The organism is Roseateles terrae, from assembly GCF_014192155.1.
Lineage (GTDB): Bacteria > Pseudomonadota > Gammaproteobacteria > Burkholderiales > Burkholderiaceae_C > Roseateles > Roseateles terrae.
Window position 1 is genome coordinate 62147 of sequence record NZ_JACHXO010000010.1, and the last position, 16691, is coordinate 78837.

The following is a 16691-nucleotide window of genomic DNA, read 5'->3' on the forward strand; positions in this document are numbered from 1 at the left end:
AGACCTGCATCAGTCCTGCATCAGCTGCGCCACCGCCGCCAGCGCCACCACTTCGGGCTGCTTGCCCTGGATGCCGGGGATGCCAATGGGGCAGATGACACGCGCCAGTTCGGCCTCGGTGAATCCCCGGGCCTCCAGCCGGTGGCGGAAGGCGGCCCATTTGCTCTTGCTGCCGATCAGCCCGATGGAATGCAGGTCCCCCTGGTTCCGCTGCCGCTGGAGACAGGCGGCGAGGATGTCCAGATCTTCTGCATGACTGAAGCTCATGATCAGGACCCGCGCCCCCGCTGCCAGGGACGGCACCGCCGCCTGCACCGGCTCCGACTGCTCGGCGCGCACGTTGTCCGGCAAGGGCTCGAGGAACACGCCGTCGCGACTGTCGAACCACTGCACCCGCGCCGGCAGCCGGGCCAGCAGCGTGACGATGGCATGGCCCACATGCCCACCGCCAAAGAGTGCCACCGGTCGCCAGCCCTGCTGAGAGCCCAACCGTTCGTCCAGATCGGCAATGGCCGACCCATCCAGCCATTCGAAGTCCAGCCAGACCACGCCCCCGCAGCACTGCCCCAGGCTGGGGCCCAGTGCGAAACGCTGACGCGCTTCCATCACCCGCCCCGCCGCCAGCGCGGCGCGCGCGCGGGCGATGGCCTCATATTCCAGCTGCCCGCCGCCGACGGTCCCCAGCACATCCGACGGCGTGACCGCCATCCAGGCACCGACTTCCCGTGGCCCGCTGCCCTCCACCTGCGCGACCCGCACCAGCACCGCAGGTGCATGGGCCAGCCGCAGGGCGAGCGTCTGCCAGGGCCGCAGCGCCATGTCAGCTGCCTCGGTAGGTCGAATACGACCAGGGGCTGGCCAGCAGCGGCACGTGATAGTGCGCCGACGCCTCCGCAATGCCGAAGTCCAGCGGCACGTCATCCAGGAAGGCGGGCTGGGGCAGTTGCACGCCGCGCGCGGTGAAGTAGGCGGCCACGGCAAACACCAGCCGGTAGCGGCCCACCGCCAGTGCTTCGCCTTCCAGCAGCGGCCCGTCCGCCCGGCCGTCCGCATTCAGCTGCAGGGACCGCAGCAATTCCGGCGGCCCGTCCGCGCCCAGACGGTACAGGCGGACCGCCATGCCGGCCGCGGGTGCGCCATGCATCGTGTCCAGAACGTGGGTGGTGAGCTTGCCCATCGGAAGGGAGTCGGCCAGGCGCCGTGAGGTGGTGAACGGACCAAAGTGTATACACTCCGGAACACAATGCGCGTGTCGTCTCTTCATTCATCCGCAGCGTCCGGCGGCTCCTCCTCGGTGATCGCCGCGACCTCGGGAACGTCCGGAAGCGCCGGGTCCGGCGAATCCGCGGGCGGCAGCTCGGTGACCGAGCAGATCACTGCCGCCATCACCCAGGCCATCGTCGAGCGTCGGCTGATGCCGGGCACCAAGCTGGTGGAGCAGCAACTGGCAGACATCTTCCGGTGCTCCCGCACCCTGGTGCGCCAGGCCCTGAACCAGCTCAGCCGCGATCGGCTGGTGAAGCTCGAGCCCGCACGCGGCGCCTTCGTGGCCGAGCCCGGCGTCGAGGAAGCACGGCAGGTCTTCGAGGTGCGCAAGATGCTGGAAGCCGCCATGCTCACCGACCTGTGCCAGCACGTCACGCCCACCCAGGTGCGGCAGCTGCGTGCCCATCTGAAGCAGGAACGCGAAGCCGTTCGCCGGACCGACGTCCCGGGTCGCACCCGCCTGCTGGCCGATTTCCATGTGCTGCTGGCCCGCATGCAGGGCAACGCGGTGCTGGCGCAGATCCTCACCGACCTGCTCTCCCGCAGCTCGCTCATCGCATTGATGTATCAGAGCTCCCATTCCGCCGCCGAGTCCCAGGCCGAGCATGAAGCCCTGGTGGAGGCGCTCGAAGCGCGGGACAAGCGGGCGGTGCTCCGGCTGCTGGACACCCACCTCGGCAATGTGGAGGCCAATCTGCGGCTGAATCCGCGGGTGCAGGATCTCAAGGCCGTGCTGCAGGGAGAGCCGGCAGCCGTTGCGAAGGCTCCCAAGTCCTCGATGGGGAAGAGACGCAGCGCCGCCCCAGCCGCCGCCCCAGCCGCCAGCACGACCACCGCCGCTGCGAAAGCCGCCAAGGCCACCACGCCCACCAAAGCCAACAACGCCGCTCACAGAACCGCTGCAACCACGGCTGCCAACGCGGCCGCAACAACGGCTGCCAAAGCCACTCTCAAAACACGCGCCTGACCGATCGCCCCTCGGAGTCCGACTTCATGCCCACGCCGCCTCCCCCACCGCCCCCGCAGCCACCGCATCGCTTTGCAGGCGCCCCGCTGCAACGCTCCCCCGGCTACCCACGGGACCTGATCGGCTACGGCGAACATCCGCCACAAGCCCAGTGGCCGGGCCAGGCCCGCATCGCCGTGCAGTTCGTGCTGAACTATGAGGAAGGCGGGGAGAACTCGGTGCTGCATGGCGACGCCGGCAGCGAGCAGTTCCTCTCCGAGATGTTCAACCCGGCCGCCTACCCGGCCCGCCATCTGAGCATGGAGGGCATCTACGAATATGGCTCTCGCGTCGGCGTGTGGCGGCTGCTGCGCGAATTCGAAAAGCGGGCTCTGCCGCTCACGGTCTTTGGTGTGTCGATGGCGCTGGAGCGGCATCCGGAGCTGACCCAGGCCCTCGTGCAGTTGCAGCATGAGATTGCCTGCCACGGCTGGCGCTGGATCCACTACCAGGGCATGGACGAAGCCACCGAGCGCCAGCACATGGAAATCGGCATGGACATCCTCCAGCGCATGACCGGCGAGCGTCCGGCCGGCTGGTACACCGGCCGCGACAGCCCCAACACCCGGCGCCTGGTGGCCGACTATGGCGGCTTCGAATACGACAGCGACTACTACGGCGACGACCTGCCCTTCTGGATGCAGGTGCGCAAGACCGACGGCTCGCTCGCCCCGCATCTGGTGGTGCCCTACACCCTCGACTGCAACGACATGCGCTTCGCCCTGCCCCAGGGCTTCAGCCATGGCGACGAGTTCTTCGAGTACCTGCGCGACAGCTTCGACGTGCTGTATGCCGAAGGCGACGAGCATCCGAAGATGATGAGCATCGGCATGCACTGCCGCCTGCTGGGCCGGCCGGGTCGCATGCGGGCGCTGCAGCGCTTCCTCGACCACATCGAAAAACATGACCGGGTGTGGATCACCCGCCGCGTGGACATTGCGCGCCACTGGCGCCAGACCCACCCCTTCGATCCTGCCACCGCCTTCGTCTGGGGCTGAGCCCATCATGAACCCTGTCCCCACCCTCACCCTCGCCCAGCTGGCCACACGGGACGCAGCCGGCTTCGTGGCGGCCCTCGATGGCATCTACGAACACTCGCCCTGGATTGCCGAGCGCGCCTTTGCCCGGCGCCCGGCCGGCGGCCACACCAGCCTTGCCGGCCTGAAGCAGGCGCTCGCGGAGGTGGTGCGCACTGCCACGCTCGACGAGCAGCTCGGCCTGATCCGCGCGCACCCCGAGCTGGCCGGCAAGGCGATGGTGGACCACAGCCTCACCGCCGAGTCCAGCAACGAACAGAGCAAGGCCGGCCTGACCCATTGCACGCCGGAAGAGTTCAAGCAGCTGCAGCAGCTCAACGTCGATTACAACGCCCGCTTCGGGTGGCCGTTCATCCTGGCGGTGCGCGGCCCGCGCGGCCTGGGCCTGTCCCGCCAGCAGATCATCGACACCTTCGCGCGGCGCCTGCTCGGACATCCCGAGGTGGAGCGGGCCGAATGCCTGCGCAACATCCACCGCATCGCGGAGATCCGCCTGAATGACCGCTTCGGTGTGCGACCCGCGCTGGGCGAGCAGGTCTGGGACTGGGCGGAATCGCTGGCCCGCTTTTCGGACCCCGGCTTTGCGGAACAGGGCCAGCTCACCGTCACCTACCTGACCGAGGCCCACCGGGCCACCGCGGCGCAGCTGATGACCTGGATGCGGCAATGCGGCTTCGATGAGGTGGCGCTCGATGCCGTCGGCAATGTGGTGGGCGTCTATCACGGCGACGCACCCGACGCGCCGCGCCTGCTCACCGGCAGCCATTACGACACCGTGCGCAACGGCGGCAAATACGATGGCCGCCTGGGCATCCTGGTGCCGATGGCCTGCGTGCGGGAACTGCATCAGCAGGGCCGTCGCCTGCCCTGCGGCATCGAGGTGATCGGCTTTGCGGAGGAAGAAGGCCAGCGCTACGGCGCCACCTTCCTGGGCTCCAGCGCCCTCACCGGCCACTTCGATCCGGCCTGGCTGGACCAGCGCGACACCGACGGCATCTCCATGCGCGACGCCATGCTGCAGGCCGGCCTGCCCGGCACGATGGCCGCGATCGAAGCGCTGCGCCGCGACCCGTCGCGCTACCTGGGTTTCGTCGAGGTGCACATCGAACAGGGCCCGGTGCTGACCGAGCTGGATCTGCCGCTGGGCATCGTCACCTCCATCAATGGCAGCGTCCGTTATGTGGGGGAAGTGCGGGGGCTGGCCTCCCATGCCGGCACCACGCCGATGGACCGCCGCCGGGATGCCGCCGCCGCGGTCGCCGAGCTGATCCTCTTTGTCGAGCAGCGTGCCGCAGCGATCCCCGATGCCGTGGGCACCGTCGGGCAGTTGCAGGTCCCGGCCGGCTCCATCAACGTGATCCCGGGCCGCTGCCTGTTCAGCCTGGACCTGCGCGCCACCACCAATGAGGCCCGCGACCAGCTGGACCAGGAGGTGCGCAGCGCCCTGGAGGCCATCGCCGAGCGCCGCGGCGTGAGCGTCCAGTTGCAGCGCACGATGTCGGTCGCCGCAGCACCGAGCGCCGCCGCCTGGCAGCTGCGCTGGGAAGCTGCGGTGCAGTCGCTGGGACTCCCGGTGCACCGCATGCCCTCTGGCGCCGGCCACGATGCGATGAAGCTGCACGAAGTCATGCCGCAGGCCATGCTGTTCCAGCGCGGCCTGAACCTGGGCATCAGCCATAACCCGCTGGAGTCGGTCACCACCGACGACACTGAACTCTGCGTGCAGGCCTTCCTGGCGCTGCTGGAAGGGCTCTCAACGCCATGACCGCCACGAACGCTACGAACGCCATGAACGCCAACGCCGAGCCCACCCCCGACGCCACCGCGCCGTCCGCCTACCAGGCCCTGGACACCTGGATCGACCAGCACTTCGACGACGAAGTGGCCTACCTGCAGGCCCTGGTGCGCGTGCCCACCGACACGCCACCTGGCAACAATGCGCCGCATGCCGAGCGCACCGCCGAACTGCTGGCGGCCATGGGCCTGCAGGCCGAGCGTCACCCGGTGCCCGAGGCCGCCGTGCGCGACTACGGCCTCACGGCCCTCACCAACCTGATCGTGCGGCGGCGTTATGCCGACGGCGGCCCGGTGATTGCGCTCAATGCCCATGGCGACGTCGTGCCGCCCGGCGAGGGCTGGACCCACGATCCGTATGGGGCCGAGATCGAGAACGGCCAGCTGTTCGGCCGCGCCGCCGCCGTCAGCAAGAGCGATTTCGCGACCTACACCTTTGCGCTGCGCGCACTTGAATCACTGGGCCTGCCGCTGCGTGGCGGCGTCGAGCTGCACTTCACCTATGACGAAGAATTCGGCGGTGAACTCGGCCCAGGCTGGCTGCTGAAGCAGGGCCTGACCCGGCCCGACCTGCTGCTGGCCGCAGGCTTCAGCTATGAGGTGGTCACCGCCCACAACGGCTGCCTCCAGATGGAAGTGACGCTGCACGGCAAGATGGCCCATGCCGCCATTCCGGACACCGGCGTCGATGCGCTGCAGGCAGCCACCGTGCTGCTGCAGGCGCTGTACGCGCGCAATACGGTCTACCGCGGCCTCCGCTCGCAGGTGCCGGGCATCACCCATCCCTACCTCAATGTCGGCCGCATCGAAGGCGGCACCAACACCAATGTCGTGCCCGGCAAGGTGGTGCTCAAGCTCGACCGCCGCATGATCCCTGAAGAAAATCCGGTCGAGGTTGAACAGGAAATCCGGGACGTGATTGCCGCCGCCACCGCGAAGCTGCCCGGCATCACGGTGGACATCCGCCGCCTGCTGCTGGCCCGCGCGCTGCAGCCCTTGCCGGGCAATCAGCCGCTGGTGGAGGCGCTGCAACGCCATGGCGAAGCGGTGTTCGGTGAACCGATCCCCACCTCCGGCACCCCGCTCTACACCGATGTGCGGCTGTATGGCGAGCACGGCATCCCCGCGGCCATCTATGGTGCCGGGCCGCGCACCGTGCTGGCGTCGCATGCCAAGCGTGCCGACGAGCGCCTGTCGCTGGACGACCTGCGCCGCGCCACCCAGGTGGTCGCCCGCACCCTCTACGACCTGCTCAAGGTTTCCCCTGAGTGACCGACGTCATGCCCGGCCGGACTGGGCACAATGCGGACACCGCAGCCCGCACGCCCGGGCCACAAGCCCGCGCGGTGCGGTGATGTCTCACCGACTCTCAGGAGTTCCGTTCCATGACCTTCCGTCTTTCTCCGGGCGCCGCCCTGGCCCTGAGCCTGTGCGCGTCCTTTGCCGTGCAGGCACAGTCGCAGTCCTCAGCCGCCTCGCAGTCCGCCTCGCAGCCTGAGGCCGCCGCTTCGTCCGCCGCGGTCGCCACGGCTGCCGCCCCGCTGACCTATCCGGCCACCCGCAAGGTCGAACAGTCCGACAACTACCACGGCACCATCGTCCAGGATCCCTACCGCTGGCTGGAAGATGACAACAGTCCGGAGACCAAGGCCTGGGTGATGGCGCAGAACGCGGTGACCGACCGCTTCCTGCAGTCCATGCCGCAGCGCCTGCCCACCCGCAAGCTCTACACCGACCTCTACAACTTCGAGAAGTTCGGCGTGCCCTTCAAGGAAGGCGGCCGCTACTTCTGGACCCGCAATGACGGCCTGCAGCAGCAGTCGGTGCTCTACACCGCCAAGTCGCTGAAGGACACGCCGCAGATCGCGCTCGACCCCAACACCCTGTCCAAGGACGGCACCGTCGCCCTGAGCGGCACCGCCATCTCCCACGACGGTCGCCTGCTGGCCTACGGCATCGCCGGCGCCGGCTCCGACTGGCAGACCTGGAAGGTCCGCGACCTGCAGACCGGCCAGGACCTGCCCGACACCATCGAATGGGTGAAGTTCTCGTCGGCCTCGTGGACGCCGGACGGCAAGGGCTTCTTCTACGCCCGCTATGACGCGCCCAAGACCGGTGAAGCCCTGACCGGCGCCAACTACTACCAGAAGCTCTACTACCACCGCCTGGGCACACCCCAGTCCGACGACGTGCTGGTGGCCGAGAACAAGGAAGAGAAGCAGTGGGGCTTCGGTGCGGATGTGACCGATGACGGCCGCCTGGCCATCATCAACATCTGGACCGGCTCCGGCCGCAAGAACGGCCTGATGCTGCTGCCTCTGGATGCGCAGGGCGGTTATGCCGGTGCCAAGCCGGTGCCGCTGACGATGGCCTTTGACGCCGAATATGTGCCGGTGGTGCTGGACGGCCAGCGCCTGATCCTGAAGACCGACAAGGACGCCCCGCGCGGCCGCCTGCTGGAAGTGAAGCTGGGCAAGGACTGGTCGGTGCCCGAGGCCTCCACCTGGACCACCCTGGTGCCGGAATCGAAGGAAGCCATGGTGAGCGCCAGCGGCGTCGGCGGCCGGCTGCTGCTGAGCTATCTGGCGGACGCCTCCACCCTCGTGCGCGAATACGGCGCCGACGGCAAACACGTGCGCGACATCCGCCTGCCCGGCATCGGCACCGCCGCCGGTTTCAGCGGCAAGTGGAAGGACAGCGAAACCTTCTTCAGCTTCACCAGCCTGACCTCCCCCGGCGAAATCCATCGCCTGGATGCCAAGACCGGCAAGACGGAGCTGTTCAAGCGTCCCACGACCGCCTTCCAGGCCGACCAGTTCGAGATGAAGCGCGCCTTCGTCACGAGCAAGGACGGCACCCGGCTGCCGGTCTTCATTGCCCATCGCAAGGGCCTGAAGCTGGACGGCAACAACCCGACGCTGCTGTATGGCTACGGCGGCTTCAATGTGCCGATGACCCCCGGCTACAACGTGACCGCGGCCACCTGGATGAAGATGGGCGGCGTCTATGTGCTGGCGGTGCTGCGCGGCGGCGGTGAATACGGCGCCTCCTGGCATGAAGCTGGCACGAAGGAACGCAAGCAGAACGTCTTCGACGACTTCATTGCCGCCGGTGAGTGGCTGGTGAAGAACCAGTACACCCGTCCGCAGCGCCTGGCCATCAATGGCGGCTCCAACGGCGGCCTGCTGGTCGGCGCGGTGGTCAACCAGCGTCCGGACCTGTTCGGCGCCGCCGTGCCGCAGGTGGGCGTGATGGACATGCTGCGCTTCCAGAAGTTCACCATCGGCTGGGCCTGGGTGTCGGACTACGGCACCTCCGACAAGCCGGAGGACTTCCAGTGGCTGATCAAGTATTCGCCGCTGCACACCATCCAGAACAACAAGCGTTATCCGGCGGTGATGGTGACGACCGGCGACCATGACGACCGTGTCGTGCCGGCCCACAGCTTCAAGTACACCGCCGCGCTGCAGGCCGCCAACAACGGCCCCGCACCGAAGCTGATCCGCATCGAGACGCAGGCGGGCCATGGCGCCGGCAAGCCCACCTCGAAGATCATCGAGGAGCGGGCCGACATCCTGGCCTTCATCGCCAACACCTTCGGCATGGACGTGCGCTGAGCCTCGGCACGGCGTGAATGAAAAAAACCCCGGCACCGCAAGGCGCCGGGGTTTTTTGTTGGCCGGAACCCGCAGGTCCCGGTGAGCGACAGGCGCTCGATCCCGATCAGAACTCGTAACGTGCCCGCAGGTTGAAGACGCGGCCGCGGATGTCGTAGAGGCTGGGGTTGTAGCCCACCGAGTAGTAGGTGGACGACGCCACGTCCGTCGGCGGAGCCTTGTCAAAGACGTTGTTGACCACGCCCGACAGGGTCCAGTTCTTGAAGCCGGTGTAGCTGAGCGACCAGTCGGTGGTCGTCATGCTGCCCATGGTGCACAGGTCATAGCGCTGGGCGGCGGTGGCCGTGCTGCTGCAGACGCTGTCCGGGTCGTAGCTCTTGAAGCCGCCCTGGAAGCGCACGGCCACACCGGTGCTCCAGTCGCCGTAGGCATAGTTCAGGGCCGCATTGAGCTTCAGCGCCGGCGTGCCGTAGTAGCCGACATAGTCATACACGTCCTGACCGGCTTCGGTCTGCTCCTTCTGGCTCAGCACACGGGTGCCGGAGAAGCTGAAGCGGACATCATGACCGGCGGCCGGACGCCACTTGAAGCGCGTCTCCCAATCCACGCCCGACGTCGACTTGCGCGACATGTTGCGGTACTGGCGGATCACCTGGGTGATTTCGCCTTCGGAGTTGCGGATCACGGCACCGGGGAATTCGGCGGCACGGTCCACCACATCCTGGGCGCTGAGGCGGTCCACCACGTTGCGCACGATGATGTGATAGGTGTCCAGCGTCATCTCCATCCAGTCGGTCGGATTGAAGATCAGGCCCACCGTCAGCGAGTTGGACTGCTCGGGTTTGAGATGGGAGTTCGACGCGATGACGCTGGAGACCGACTGCGTGCAGTTGGTGTTGGTCGAGCTGACCACCGGACACAGCACCGGGTCCTGCACCGTGGTGAAGGCAAACACCGTCGACTGGGTGATCTGCGACAGCGACGGCGCTCGGAAGCCGTTGGCATAGGTGGCCCGCAGCGCCAGCGAGTCCACGACCTTGTACTTGGCGCCGAGCTTGCCGGTGAAGGCGGAGCCGAAGTCGTTGTAATGCTCGACCCGTGCAGCGGCCTGGGTTTCCAGTTTCTTCAGCAGCGGGGCCTGCAGTTCGGCGTAGGCGGCCGCCACATTGCGCGAACCGTTGGCCTGCGAGATGCCCAGTCCGATGATGTCGCCGGCGCTGATCTTGTCATCGGCCGACACCTTGAAGCTTTCGCGGCGCAGTTCACCGCCCACCCCCAGCATCAGCGGACCGCCGGCCAGTTGCATCAGTTCGCGTGAGCCGCGCGCATCCAGCGACGTGGTTTGTGCGGTGCCGCCGTTGTTCAGCTTGGGCGACAGGGCGCTCAGCACCTCGGCGCTGTTGGTGCCGCCAAAGCGGTAGGTCTGGTTGGCCACGGCCGCATTCAGGGCCGACACGCTGATGAAGCCCGCCCGGTCTTCGCTCTTGTCCTGCCAGTGGTGCAGCAGGCCGACATCCAGGTCCCAGCCCTTCCATTCGAACTGGCTGCTCAGCACCAGACGCACATTGTTCGTGGTGTTCTCGGTGTAGCGCGGAATGTCGGTGAAGCGGTAGCGCAGGCCCAGGGCGGTCGGCGCGGTGTAGCCAAACACCGGATTGGTCGCGGTGGCGGCGGAGGTCGGGTTGTCCGGATGGTTGCCTGGCAGCACCAGACCGCCGTAGGTCACCGAGTTGCCGGCGGCATCGCCCCAGGTGGTGGACACCTCACCCACGGTGGAGGAGGACGAGTTGTAGCGGCTGCGCGTCTGGGACGCCAGCAGCTCGGCGCTGATCTGAGCGCCGCTGTCCAGGTTCAGCGTGCCCTTGAGCAAGCCGGAGACGCGCTTCTGGTCGGAGACGTAGGTCAGGTCCTGGCCATAGGTGCCGTAGCGGCAGGTGGTCACACCGGCGGTGGTGGTGAACTGGCTGGACGTCGGGCAATTGGCGGCCATGCCCTTGAAGGTGCCGGTCGCCCCATTTTTGTAGGTGTAGAAGTTGCCCGGATTGGAGTAAGTGCTGTTGAGCGTATCCCGCAGGAACAGCGGGCCCAAGGTGTTATGGTCGGCCAGGTTCAGATCTTCGGTGATGGCGACCGGATCGCGCTGGGAGACATCCAGCATGCCGAAGATGTTGAAGCCGTCGGTGGCCACATTGCCGCGACCGAAGGCCACGTTGCCGCTGCGGGTCTTGAACAGGCCGTCACCGCGCTGGGCGGCCGACACTTCAATCGCCTGCCCGGTGTAATCGCGCTTGAGGATGATGTTGACCACGCCGGCCAGCGCGTCCGAACCATACAGCGCCGAGGCGCCGTCCTTCAGGATCTCCACCCGCTCCACGGCGGACAGCGGAATCGAGCTGACGTTGAAGATGGTGCCTTGACCGGTGTTGGGGTCGATGGCAGCGGCCGGGGCCATGCGGCGGCCATTCAGCAGCGTCAGCGTGCCGGAAGAGCCCATGCCGCGCAGGGCGATGGAGGACGTGCCCGCGGCCCATCCATTGCCACTGCTCAGGTCCTGCTGACCGTCGCCGGACACGGCCGAGACGGTGCGCAGCAGCTGCTCCACCGTGGTGGCGCCGCTGCGCTGGATGTCCTGCTGGGTCAGCACCGTCACCGGGGCCGGCGTTTCCTTGTCGGTGCGCTTGATCATGGAGCCGGTGATTTCCACCTTCTCCAGCTGCTGGTTGGCAGCGGGGGCAGCATTTTGTGCATACACCGAGGCCACAACGGGCATCAGCATGGCAACGGCGGTCATTCGGGTGCGGAGTCGCATGGGTCTTCCTGGACTGAAGGGAGAGAACGGGGAACTTGAAAAAACGTGCCGGCAGGTCACGCTTTTAAAAATTCTGTAACTCGCCTGTCATTGCCGCCCGGAGAAAACCGCCGCGTTTGTAGAAAGCCGCTGCAAGCCGTCCCGATTGCAGGGAAATCACCAAGCCTGCAGGGCGGCCGGGTGTTGGTTCAGCGCCGCACCCGCAGGCAGGGTCCGGCGTGCACGCCGGAATTGTGTCGGTGTCTGGCCGAATCGCTGTGCAAAGAGCCGCGAGAAATGGCTGGCATCGGTGAAGCCGAGATTCAGCGCAATGTCGCCAATGCGCTCATCGGTGTCGCACAAGGCTTCACGCGCCTGGGCCAACCGCTGCTGCAGCATGTATTGATGCGGCGGCATGCCCACCGCGCGTTTGAATTCACGCGAGAAGTGGGATTCGCTCATGCCGCACAGGGCGGCCAGCTCATGCACGTACAGATCGCCATCGGCGCGTTCGCGGATGAGGTCCAGCACCCGCCGCAGCATCAGCCCCTGCAGCCCGCCACCGGCTTGCGAGGCCGCCGGTGCGGCATAGCGCCGCACGAGATCGGCGAGCAATGCGGTGACCAGTCCATCGCAGTAGTGCAGGCTGAGATGGCACGGGGTGAGCGGCGCGGCCTCCAGGATCTGCCGCGTGAGTTCTGCCACGCGGCGGTCGTGGGTGAAGCCGGTCACCAGCGGCCACTGTTCGTCCTGCAGGCCCGCCAGCTGGATGTATCGATGCACCGTTTCCAGGGGCAGGAATACATTGGCCACATCGCAGCGACTCAGCTGCGTCCAGCGTCCTGATTCCTCCGGACCGCAGATCCGGAAGTGCTGGGCGCCGATCACGCCGCTCCACACGGGACGGTCGTTCTTCCACACCCGGGCTTCCATCGGCTCGAGGATGACCGAGAGCCGCAGGAAATGCGGATGCGGCAGGATGTCCCGCGGCCGCGGGTCGGGCGCCCCGGAGGACCATTGCATCACATAGGCGCCCGTGCCCGGCAAAGGGCCGAGACACACCTTCAGCGGTTCGGTGACGCCGCTGTCGCGACACCAGGTCCTGAGGTCTTCGAGGGATCGGATCAACAGCGCCGGAGCGGGCATGGGCAGGAACAGGGAGGACGGCCGGACACACACCGCCAGGAGGCGGCCACGGAAGTCTCCAGGGGCGTTATGGAATGCCGCTTCTTCTTTGATGAGCGTTCTCAAGAATAGCGTTTCATTCGCCGTCTCTGCTTATATATCCATTGGCTTTACCCTCCCTGAAAGCTTGTTGGTCGAATGCAAATGCATGAACAACCTGCGCATGCTCATGCGGCTTTTCATTCCATTTGCATTGCCGCTCGCCCAGAGTGGCGACATGCGCACGAAGCCCGCAATGGAATTGAGTGGACACTGACCGTTGCTCATGCCAAGGCCCACCAGTCAATGGCAGGGGCGTCCTGCGGCTGACGCAACGGTGCAACACCGCCCCCACCCTGGTCGGGCTTCCGTCCCACGCCCCTCTGCCCCCGGCACACGCTGAAATCCGAAATGGACCGAAAAATCCGCCTACTTGTTTGGCGGGATTTGCCCCCGGTTCTCCGCCGGACAGACGGCCGGCTGACTGAGAAGATGCAGCCCATGACGACACGCCTCACCTCCACCCCCGTTGCATCCACGCCCCGGCGTCCCGCAGACACGGACCGGTGGGAGGCCAGGCCGACGGGCCACGCCGTCCCGGCCTGATCGTCGCGCCCCTCAAACGCGCCCTGGATGCAGCCGGACCCCGGCTGCCAGATCCGGCGCCCGTGCGCAGCTTTCGCCACGCCGCAGCTCCACACTGACTCCGGTCGGTGTCCAGGCGGTGTCCCGCGCCTTTGCCCGGCTTGCCCCATCGCAAGCCGGGCTTTTTTCTGTCCGGGCCGGGCACTGAATCGATGCCGGATCCCACTGACCGGCATGTTCCAGCCCTCGGTGCCTGCTTTTCTCGATCGCGCGCGAGACCTCTACACCTACCGTGCGTTTGATGTGCCGCCGCCCGCCGTGGCCGCGCCGGACATTCCCGCCGACTGGCAGTCCTATGACGGCCCCGACGGGAGCCAGTCCGAGCCCTGGAAGCGTTTCAGGCAGTCCCCACAATTCCTGCAGGTGCACCGGCAGTGGCTGGACCGTATCCAGGACTGCGAACGCTTTGCCCTGCGCCATTGCAGCGGTCAGGAAGCGGCTGACATCCTCGATGCCTTCAAAACGCTGCGCGCGCGTCTGATGAACGGCTATGGCGAAAGCTTTGCCACCAGCCGCATCACCGCGCTGTTCGGTGAGGGCAAGCGGGCCATGGACCGCGTCTGTGTCCGGCTGGATCAGGACGCGTTGCCGCTGGACTTCCGGCGCCGCCATCTGCGCGAGATGGCCTACCAGCTGCATCACTGCCTCTCCATTGGCCCGGCTTACGTGCAGGCGGCTGCGGCCCTGGACACGCCCCCGCACGGACTGCGCGGCGCCATCTACGCCCTGGTGTGCCAGCGCTCTGACGAAGTGCTGCGTCAGGCCTATTTGAAGGACTACAGCACCCGCGACGAGGCGCTGCTCGAAGGCATGGAAGCGCATGTCGTGAACCGCATGCGGCTCGAGTACCGGCTACCGGGCGCTGACCTGTCGGACAAGATGAGTCTGGGCACCCGCATGTTCGACCCTCGCCGCCATCCGGAACATCATCAGGCGCTGCGGCAGGCGCTCGCACCGTGCCGGATGGCGGAAGCGCTGGCGGAGGCGTACTGGAGCCAGTTGCTGGATCGGCTGCCGCCGGACGTACCGCGACGGAGCTCGGACCAGGACCTCAACGAGGTCGTGCCGCTGATCCAGGCCGCGGTGACCGCCCTCGACACCGCGCTCGCGCCGGTCCCGATGACCAGCCTGCTGGAGATCGACGAGACGTCCGACACCGTCCGTTGGCGCCGAGGCAATGCGCTCGTCACCCGCGACCTGCTGCTGGCGCTGGAGGGCGCGGGGGTGGCCGTGCCGCAACCGCGGGTCGTGCTGCATCGCGACCGCAGCGAAGGAGTCAGCTGGCAACTGGAAGGGATCGACGACCAGCTCTTTTATGTCATGGAGCAATCGCCCCTGCTGCGGACGCCGGTCGCCGTGCCGGTCGGCCTGCACCACCTCGCCGCGATCGAGCGCTCCACGCGGCCGCCGGCAGAGTCAGCAACAGCAACAGCAACAGCAACAGCGACGGCGTCCACACCGCCCCGGACGACCCTCCCGGATGCATGGCTCAACATCGTCCTCCACGACACACCCACCCATGAGCTGGACAAGATTCCGCCTCACTGGCTGGCCAAGCCTCATCATTTCAACGCCTGGCTGGCTCGGGTCACCCCGGAGACCTTGGTCCGCTGGATCCGCACGACGCAGGTCCGGCACGACGCTGCGCAGCATGCGCCGAGGGACATTGTCCGCGCCATGACCCGTCAGGGTCGCACCGATCTGCTGGAAGCCGCCATGGACAGCGCGAAGGCGCCGGCCATCGCCTGGCTGCAGTGGGGCGGCCCGGACATCCTGTGCCTGGCGGTGGCTGCCCCGTGTGCCAGCACCTTCGACCTGTGGCGCCGACGGGTGACGGAAGTGCTGCCCACCGCCAGCCCGGCGAAGGTGTCGCGCTGGTTCACGCCCGCCGTTGATCGCACCCTGCTCAGCTGCGCGATGGACACCCGCCATGGCGACCGTGTCGGTGCCGTCCTGGCGTTCATTGACGAATCGCTCACGGCCGGGGTCCTGCCGCCGGACCAGCTCCTGAGACATCTGGTCTGCCCGGTGCAGACGCTGATGTACCACGGCCGGCAGGACGTGTTGCCTGTGGTGGGAGACTTCCTGGTGAAGGCGGGTCGGATGGGCTGGCTCGATTCCAACGACCTGCTGATCTTCCTGGGCGGCAAATGTCCCGGCTGGGGCTGCGAAGGCGTGCTCGCAGGCGGCAAGAATGGAACCTTGCGCTGGTATCTGGACCTGGTTCGGCAACTGCAGGCCGCCGGTGCCCTTCCCCCGTCGGCACTGGCCCACCTGGTGGCGGAGCCCTCGCCCGACGGTTGCAGCGTGAGCCATGTCGCCGTGCGGAACCACCACAGCATCACGCTCGGCCTGTTTCTCGATCAGTTGATCGCCCACACGCACGAGGGCCGCATTCCCCTCCACCTGCTGCAGCGCCAGCTGACCTGTGACGGTGATGACCGCTCCGGCGTTCACCACATGACCGTACTGCCCGACCCCGCCTGCCTGCACGTCTGGCGCGAAGCGGTGCACAAGGCCTGGCGCCTGAACCTGCTTTCCTGCCCCGATGTGGAAGCGCTGGTCGGTGGCACCGGCTTCAGCGGCCACCCCGTCCTCCGCCCCCTCGTGCAGGACGATCCCCAGCTGCCTGCGCAACTCTGGATCCAGACGGTGCAATGGCTGTCGGAGCGGGGGATGCTGACGACGGCCCAGGTGGCCGCCCTGCTGCGGGCCGACGTCCAGCGCGAAGGCCTGCCGGCCCGTCCCCTGTTCCATCAAATGCTGTTGAACCTCGACGGTGCCAAGCATGCGACGCGCTACGGCTTCATCGTGAGCTTCGCCCACCAGGCCGGGCTGATCTCGGACGGTGCGCTCGAAGACCTGCTGCGCGCGGAGAACCCCGATCGGCACACCCCCGCGCTCATCGATGCCGTGGAGCAGGGTGCGCCGCAGGTGGTGGACGGCTTCGTCGAGACGCTGATCTGCATGGCGGAGGTTGAGCGGCTGCCGTCGGCGGCGCTGGTCCGCCTGATGGATGGACGATCGCCCCAAGGCCGGTCTGCGCTGGCCACGGCGGCGCGGCGCGGGGATCGCGAGACGCTGCAGATCCTGCTGGACCACGGACTGGACTGCCTGGAGACGAACGTCCTCAGCCCTGCACAATGGTTCAGTCTGCTGGCGCCAGAGGACCACACCGAGAACCCGATGGTGGCGGTTCGGACGCGCAAGGATCCTCAGTTGATCGACCTCATGGAGCAGACGCTTCGGAGCGCCGAGACGCTCGGGGCGCTGAGCCTGGACCAGCGCCTGTTGGCCGCCAGCCTGCTGGGCGTGTCGCTGGAAGATCCCGCGCCGGCCCCTGCCGAATAGGCGTGCATCCTGCCTTCCATGCC

The 16691-nt window shown here is 67.2% G+C and carries 9 protein-coding genes and 1 pseudogene; 6 read left to right on the forward strand and 4 right to left on the reverse strand.

Annotated features, from left to right (window positions below):
* Nucleotides 1–9: 9 nt before the first annotated feature.
* Together xdhC and uraH are read right to left on the reverse strand one after the other, a co-directional pair.
* Nucleotides 10–819 carry a xanthine dehydrogenase accessory protein XdhC gene (gene xdhC, locus FHS28_RS22145; RefSeq protein ID WP_088454017.1) on the reverse strand — a complete coding sequence of 270 codons (810 nt, stop codon included), beginning with the start codon at nt 817–819 and terminating at the stop codon, nt 10–12.
* Between the two features lies 1 nt (nt 820).
* Nucleotides 821–1177, reverse strand: a complete 357-nt coding sequence (gene uraH / locus FHS28_RS22150; protein WP_088454018.1) for a hydroxyisourate hydrolase — start codon at nt 1175–1177, stop codon at nt 821–823.
* Between the two features lie 66 nt (nt 1178–1243).
* Between uraH and FHS28_RS24370 the strand changes: the two are divergent.
* The 5 genes and pseudogenes from FHS28_RS24370 to FHS28_RS22175 form a co-directional block, all read left to right on the forward strand.
* A pseudogene (locus tag FHS28_RS24370) lies at nt 1244–2002 on the forward strand (GntR family transcriptional regulator); the annotation flags it as partial.
* A gap of 257 nt (nt 2003–2259) precedes the next feature.
* Complete coding sequence (gene puuE / locus FHS28_RS22160) at nt 2260–3270, forward strand: allantoinase PuuE (RefSeq protein ID WP_088454019.1); 1011 nt, start codon at nt 2260–2262, stop codon at nt 3268–3270.
* Nucleotides 3271–3277: 7 nt separating this feature from the next.
* On the forward strand, nt 3278–5074 hold the full coding sequence (gene uraD / locus FHS28_RS22165; protein ID WP_088454020.1) for a 2-oxo-4-hydroxy-4-carboxy-5-ureidoimidazoline decarboxylase: 1797 nt from the start codon (nt 3278–3280) through the stop codon (nt 5072–5074).
* A gap of 23 nt (nt 5075–5097) precedes the next feature.
* Nucleotides 5098–6375, forward strand: coding sequence for a M20 family metallopeptidase (locus FHS28_RS22170; protein WP_088454153.1), 1278 nt, complete (start codon nt 5098–5100; stop codon nt 6373–6375).
* A 113-nt stretch (nt 6376–6488) separates the two neighbouring features.
* Entirely contained in the window at nt 6489–8720 is a 2232-nt protein-coding gene (locus tag FHS28_RS22175) for a prolyl oligopeptidase family serine peptidase (RefSeq protein ID WP_088454021.1), read from the forward strand.
* Nucleotides 8721–8826: 106 nt separating this feature from the next.
* Here FHS28_RS22175 and FHS28_RS22180 read toward each other — a convergent pair whose 3' ends face one another.
* Together FHS28_RS22180 and FHS28_RS22185 are read right to left on the reverse strand one after the other, a co-directional pair.
* Nucleotides 8827–11529 carry a TonB-dependent receptor plug domain-containing protein gene (locus FHS28_RS22180; RefSeq protein WP_088454022.1) on the reverse strand — a complete coding sequence of 901 codons (2703 nt, stop codon included), beginning with the start codon at nt 11527–11529 and terminating at the stop codon, nt 8827–8829.
* Nucleotides 11530–11685: 156 nt separating this feature from the next.
* Nucleotides 11686–12759 carry a helix-turn-helix transcriptional regulator gene (locus FHS28_RS22185; protein ID WP_184295434.1) on the reverse strand — a complete coding sequence of 358 codons (1074 nt, stop codon included), beginning with the start codon at nt 12757–12759 and terminating at the stop codon, nt 11686–11688.
* A 732-nt stretch (nt 12760–13491) separates the two neighbouring features.
* On the opposite strand from FHS28_RS22185, the gene FHS28_RS22190 reads away from it, so the two are divergent.
* Complete coding sequence (locus FHS28_RS22190) at nt 13492–16668, forward strand: hypothetical protein (RefSeq protein WP_088454025.1); 3177 nt, start codon at nt 13492–13494, stop codon at nt 16666–16668.
* Nucleotides 16669–16691: the final 23 nt, after the last annotated feature.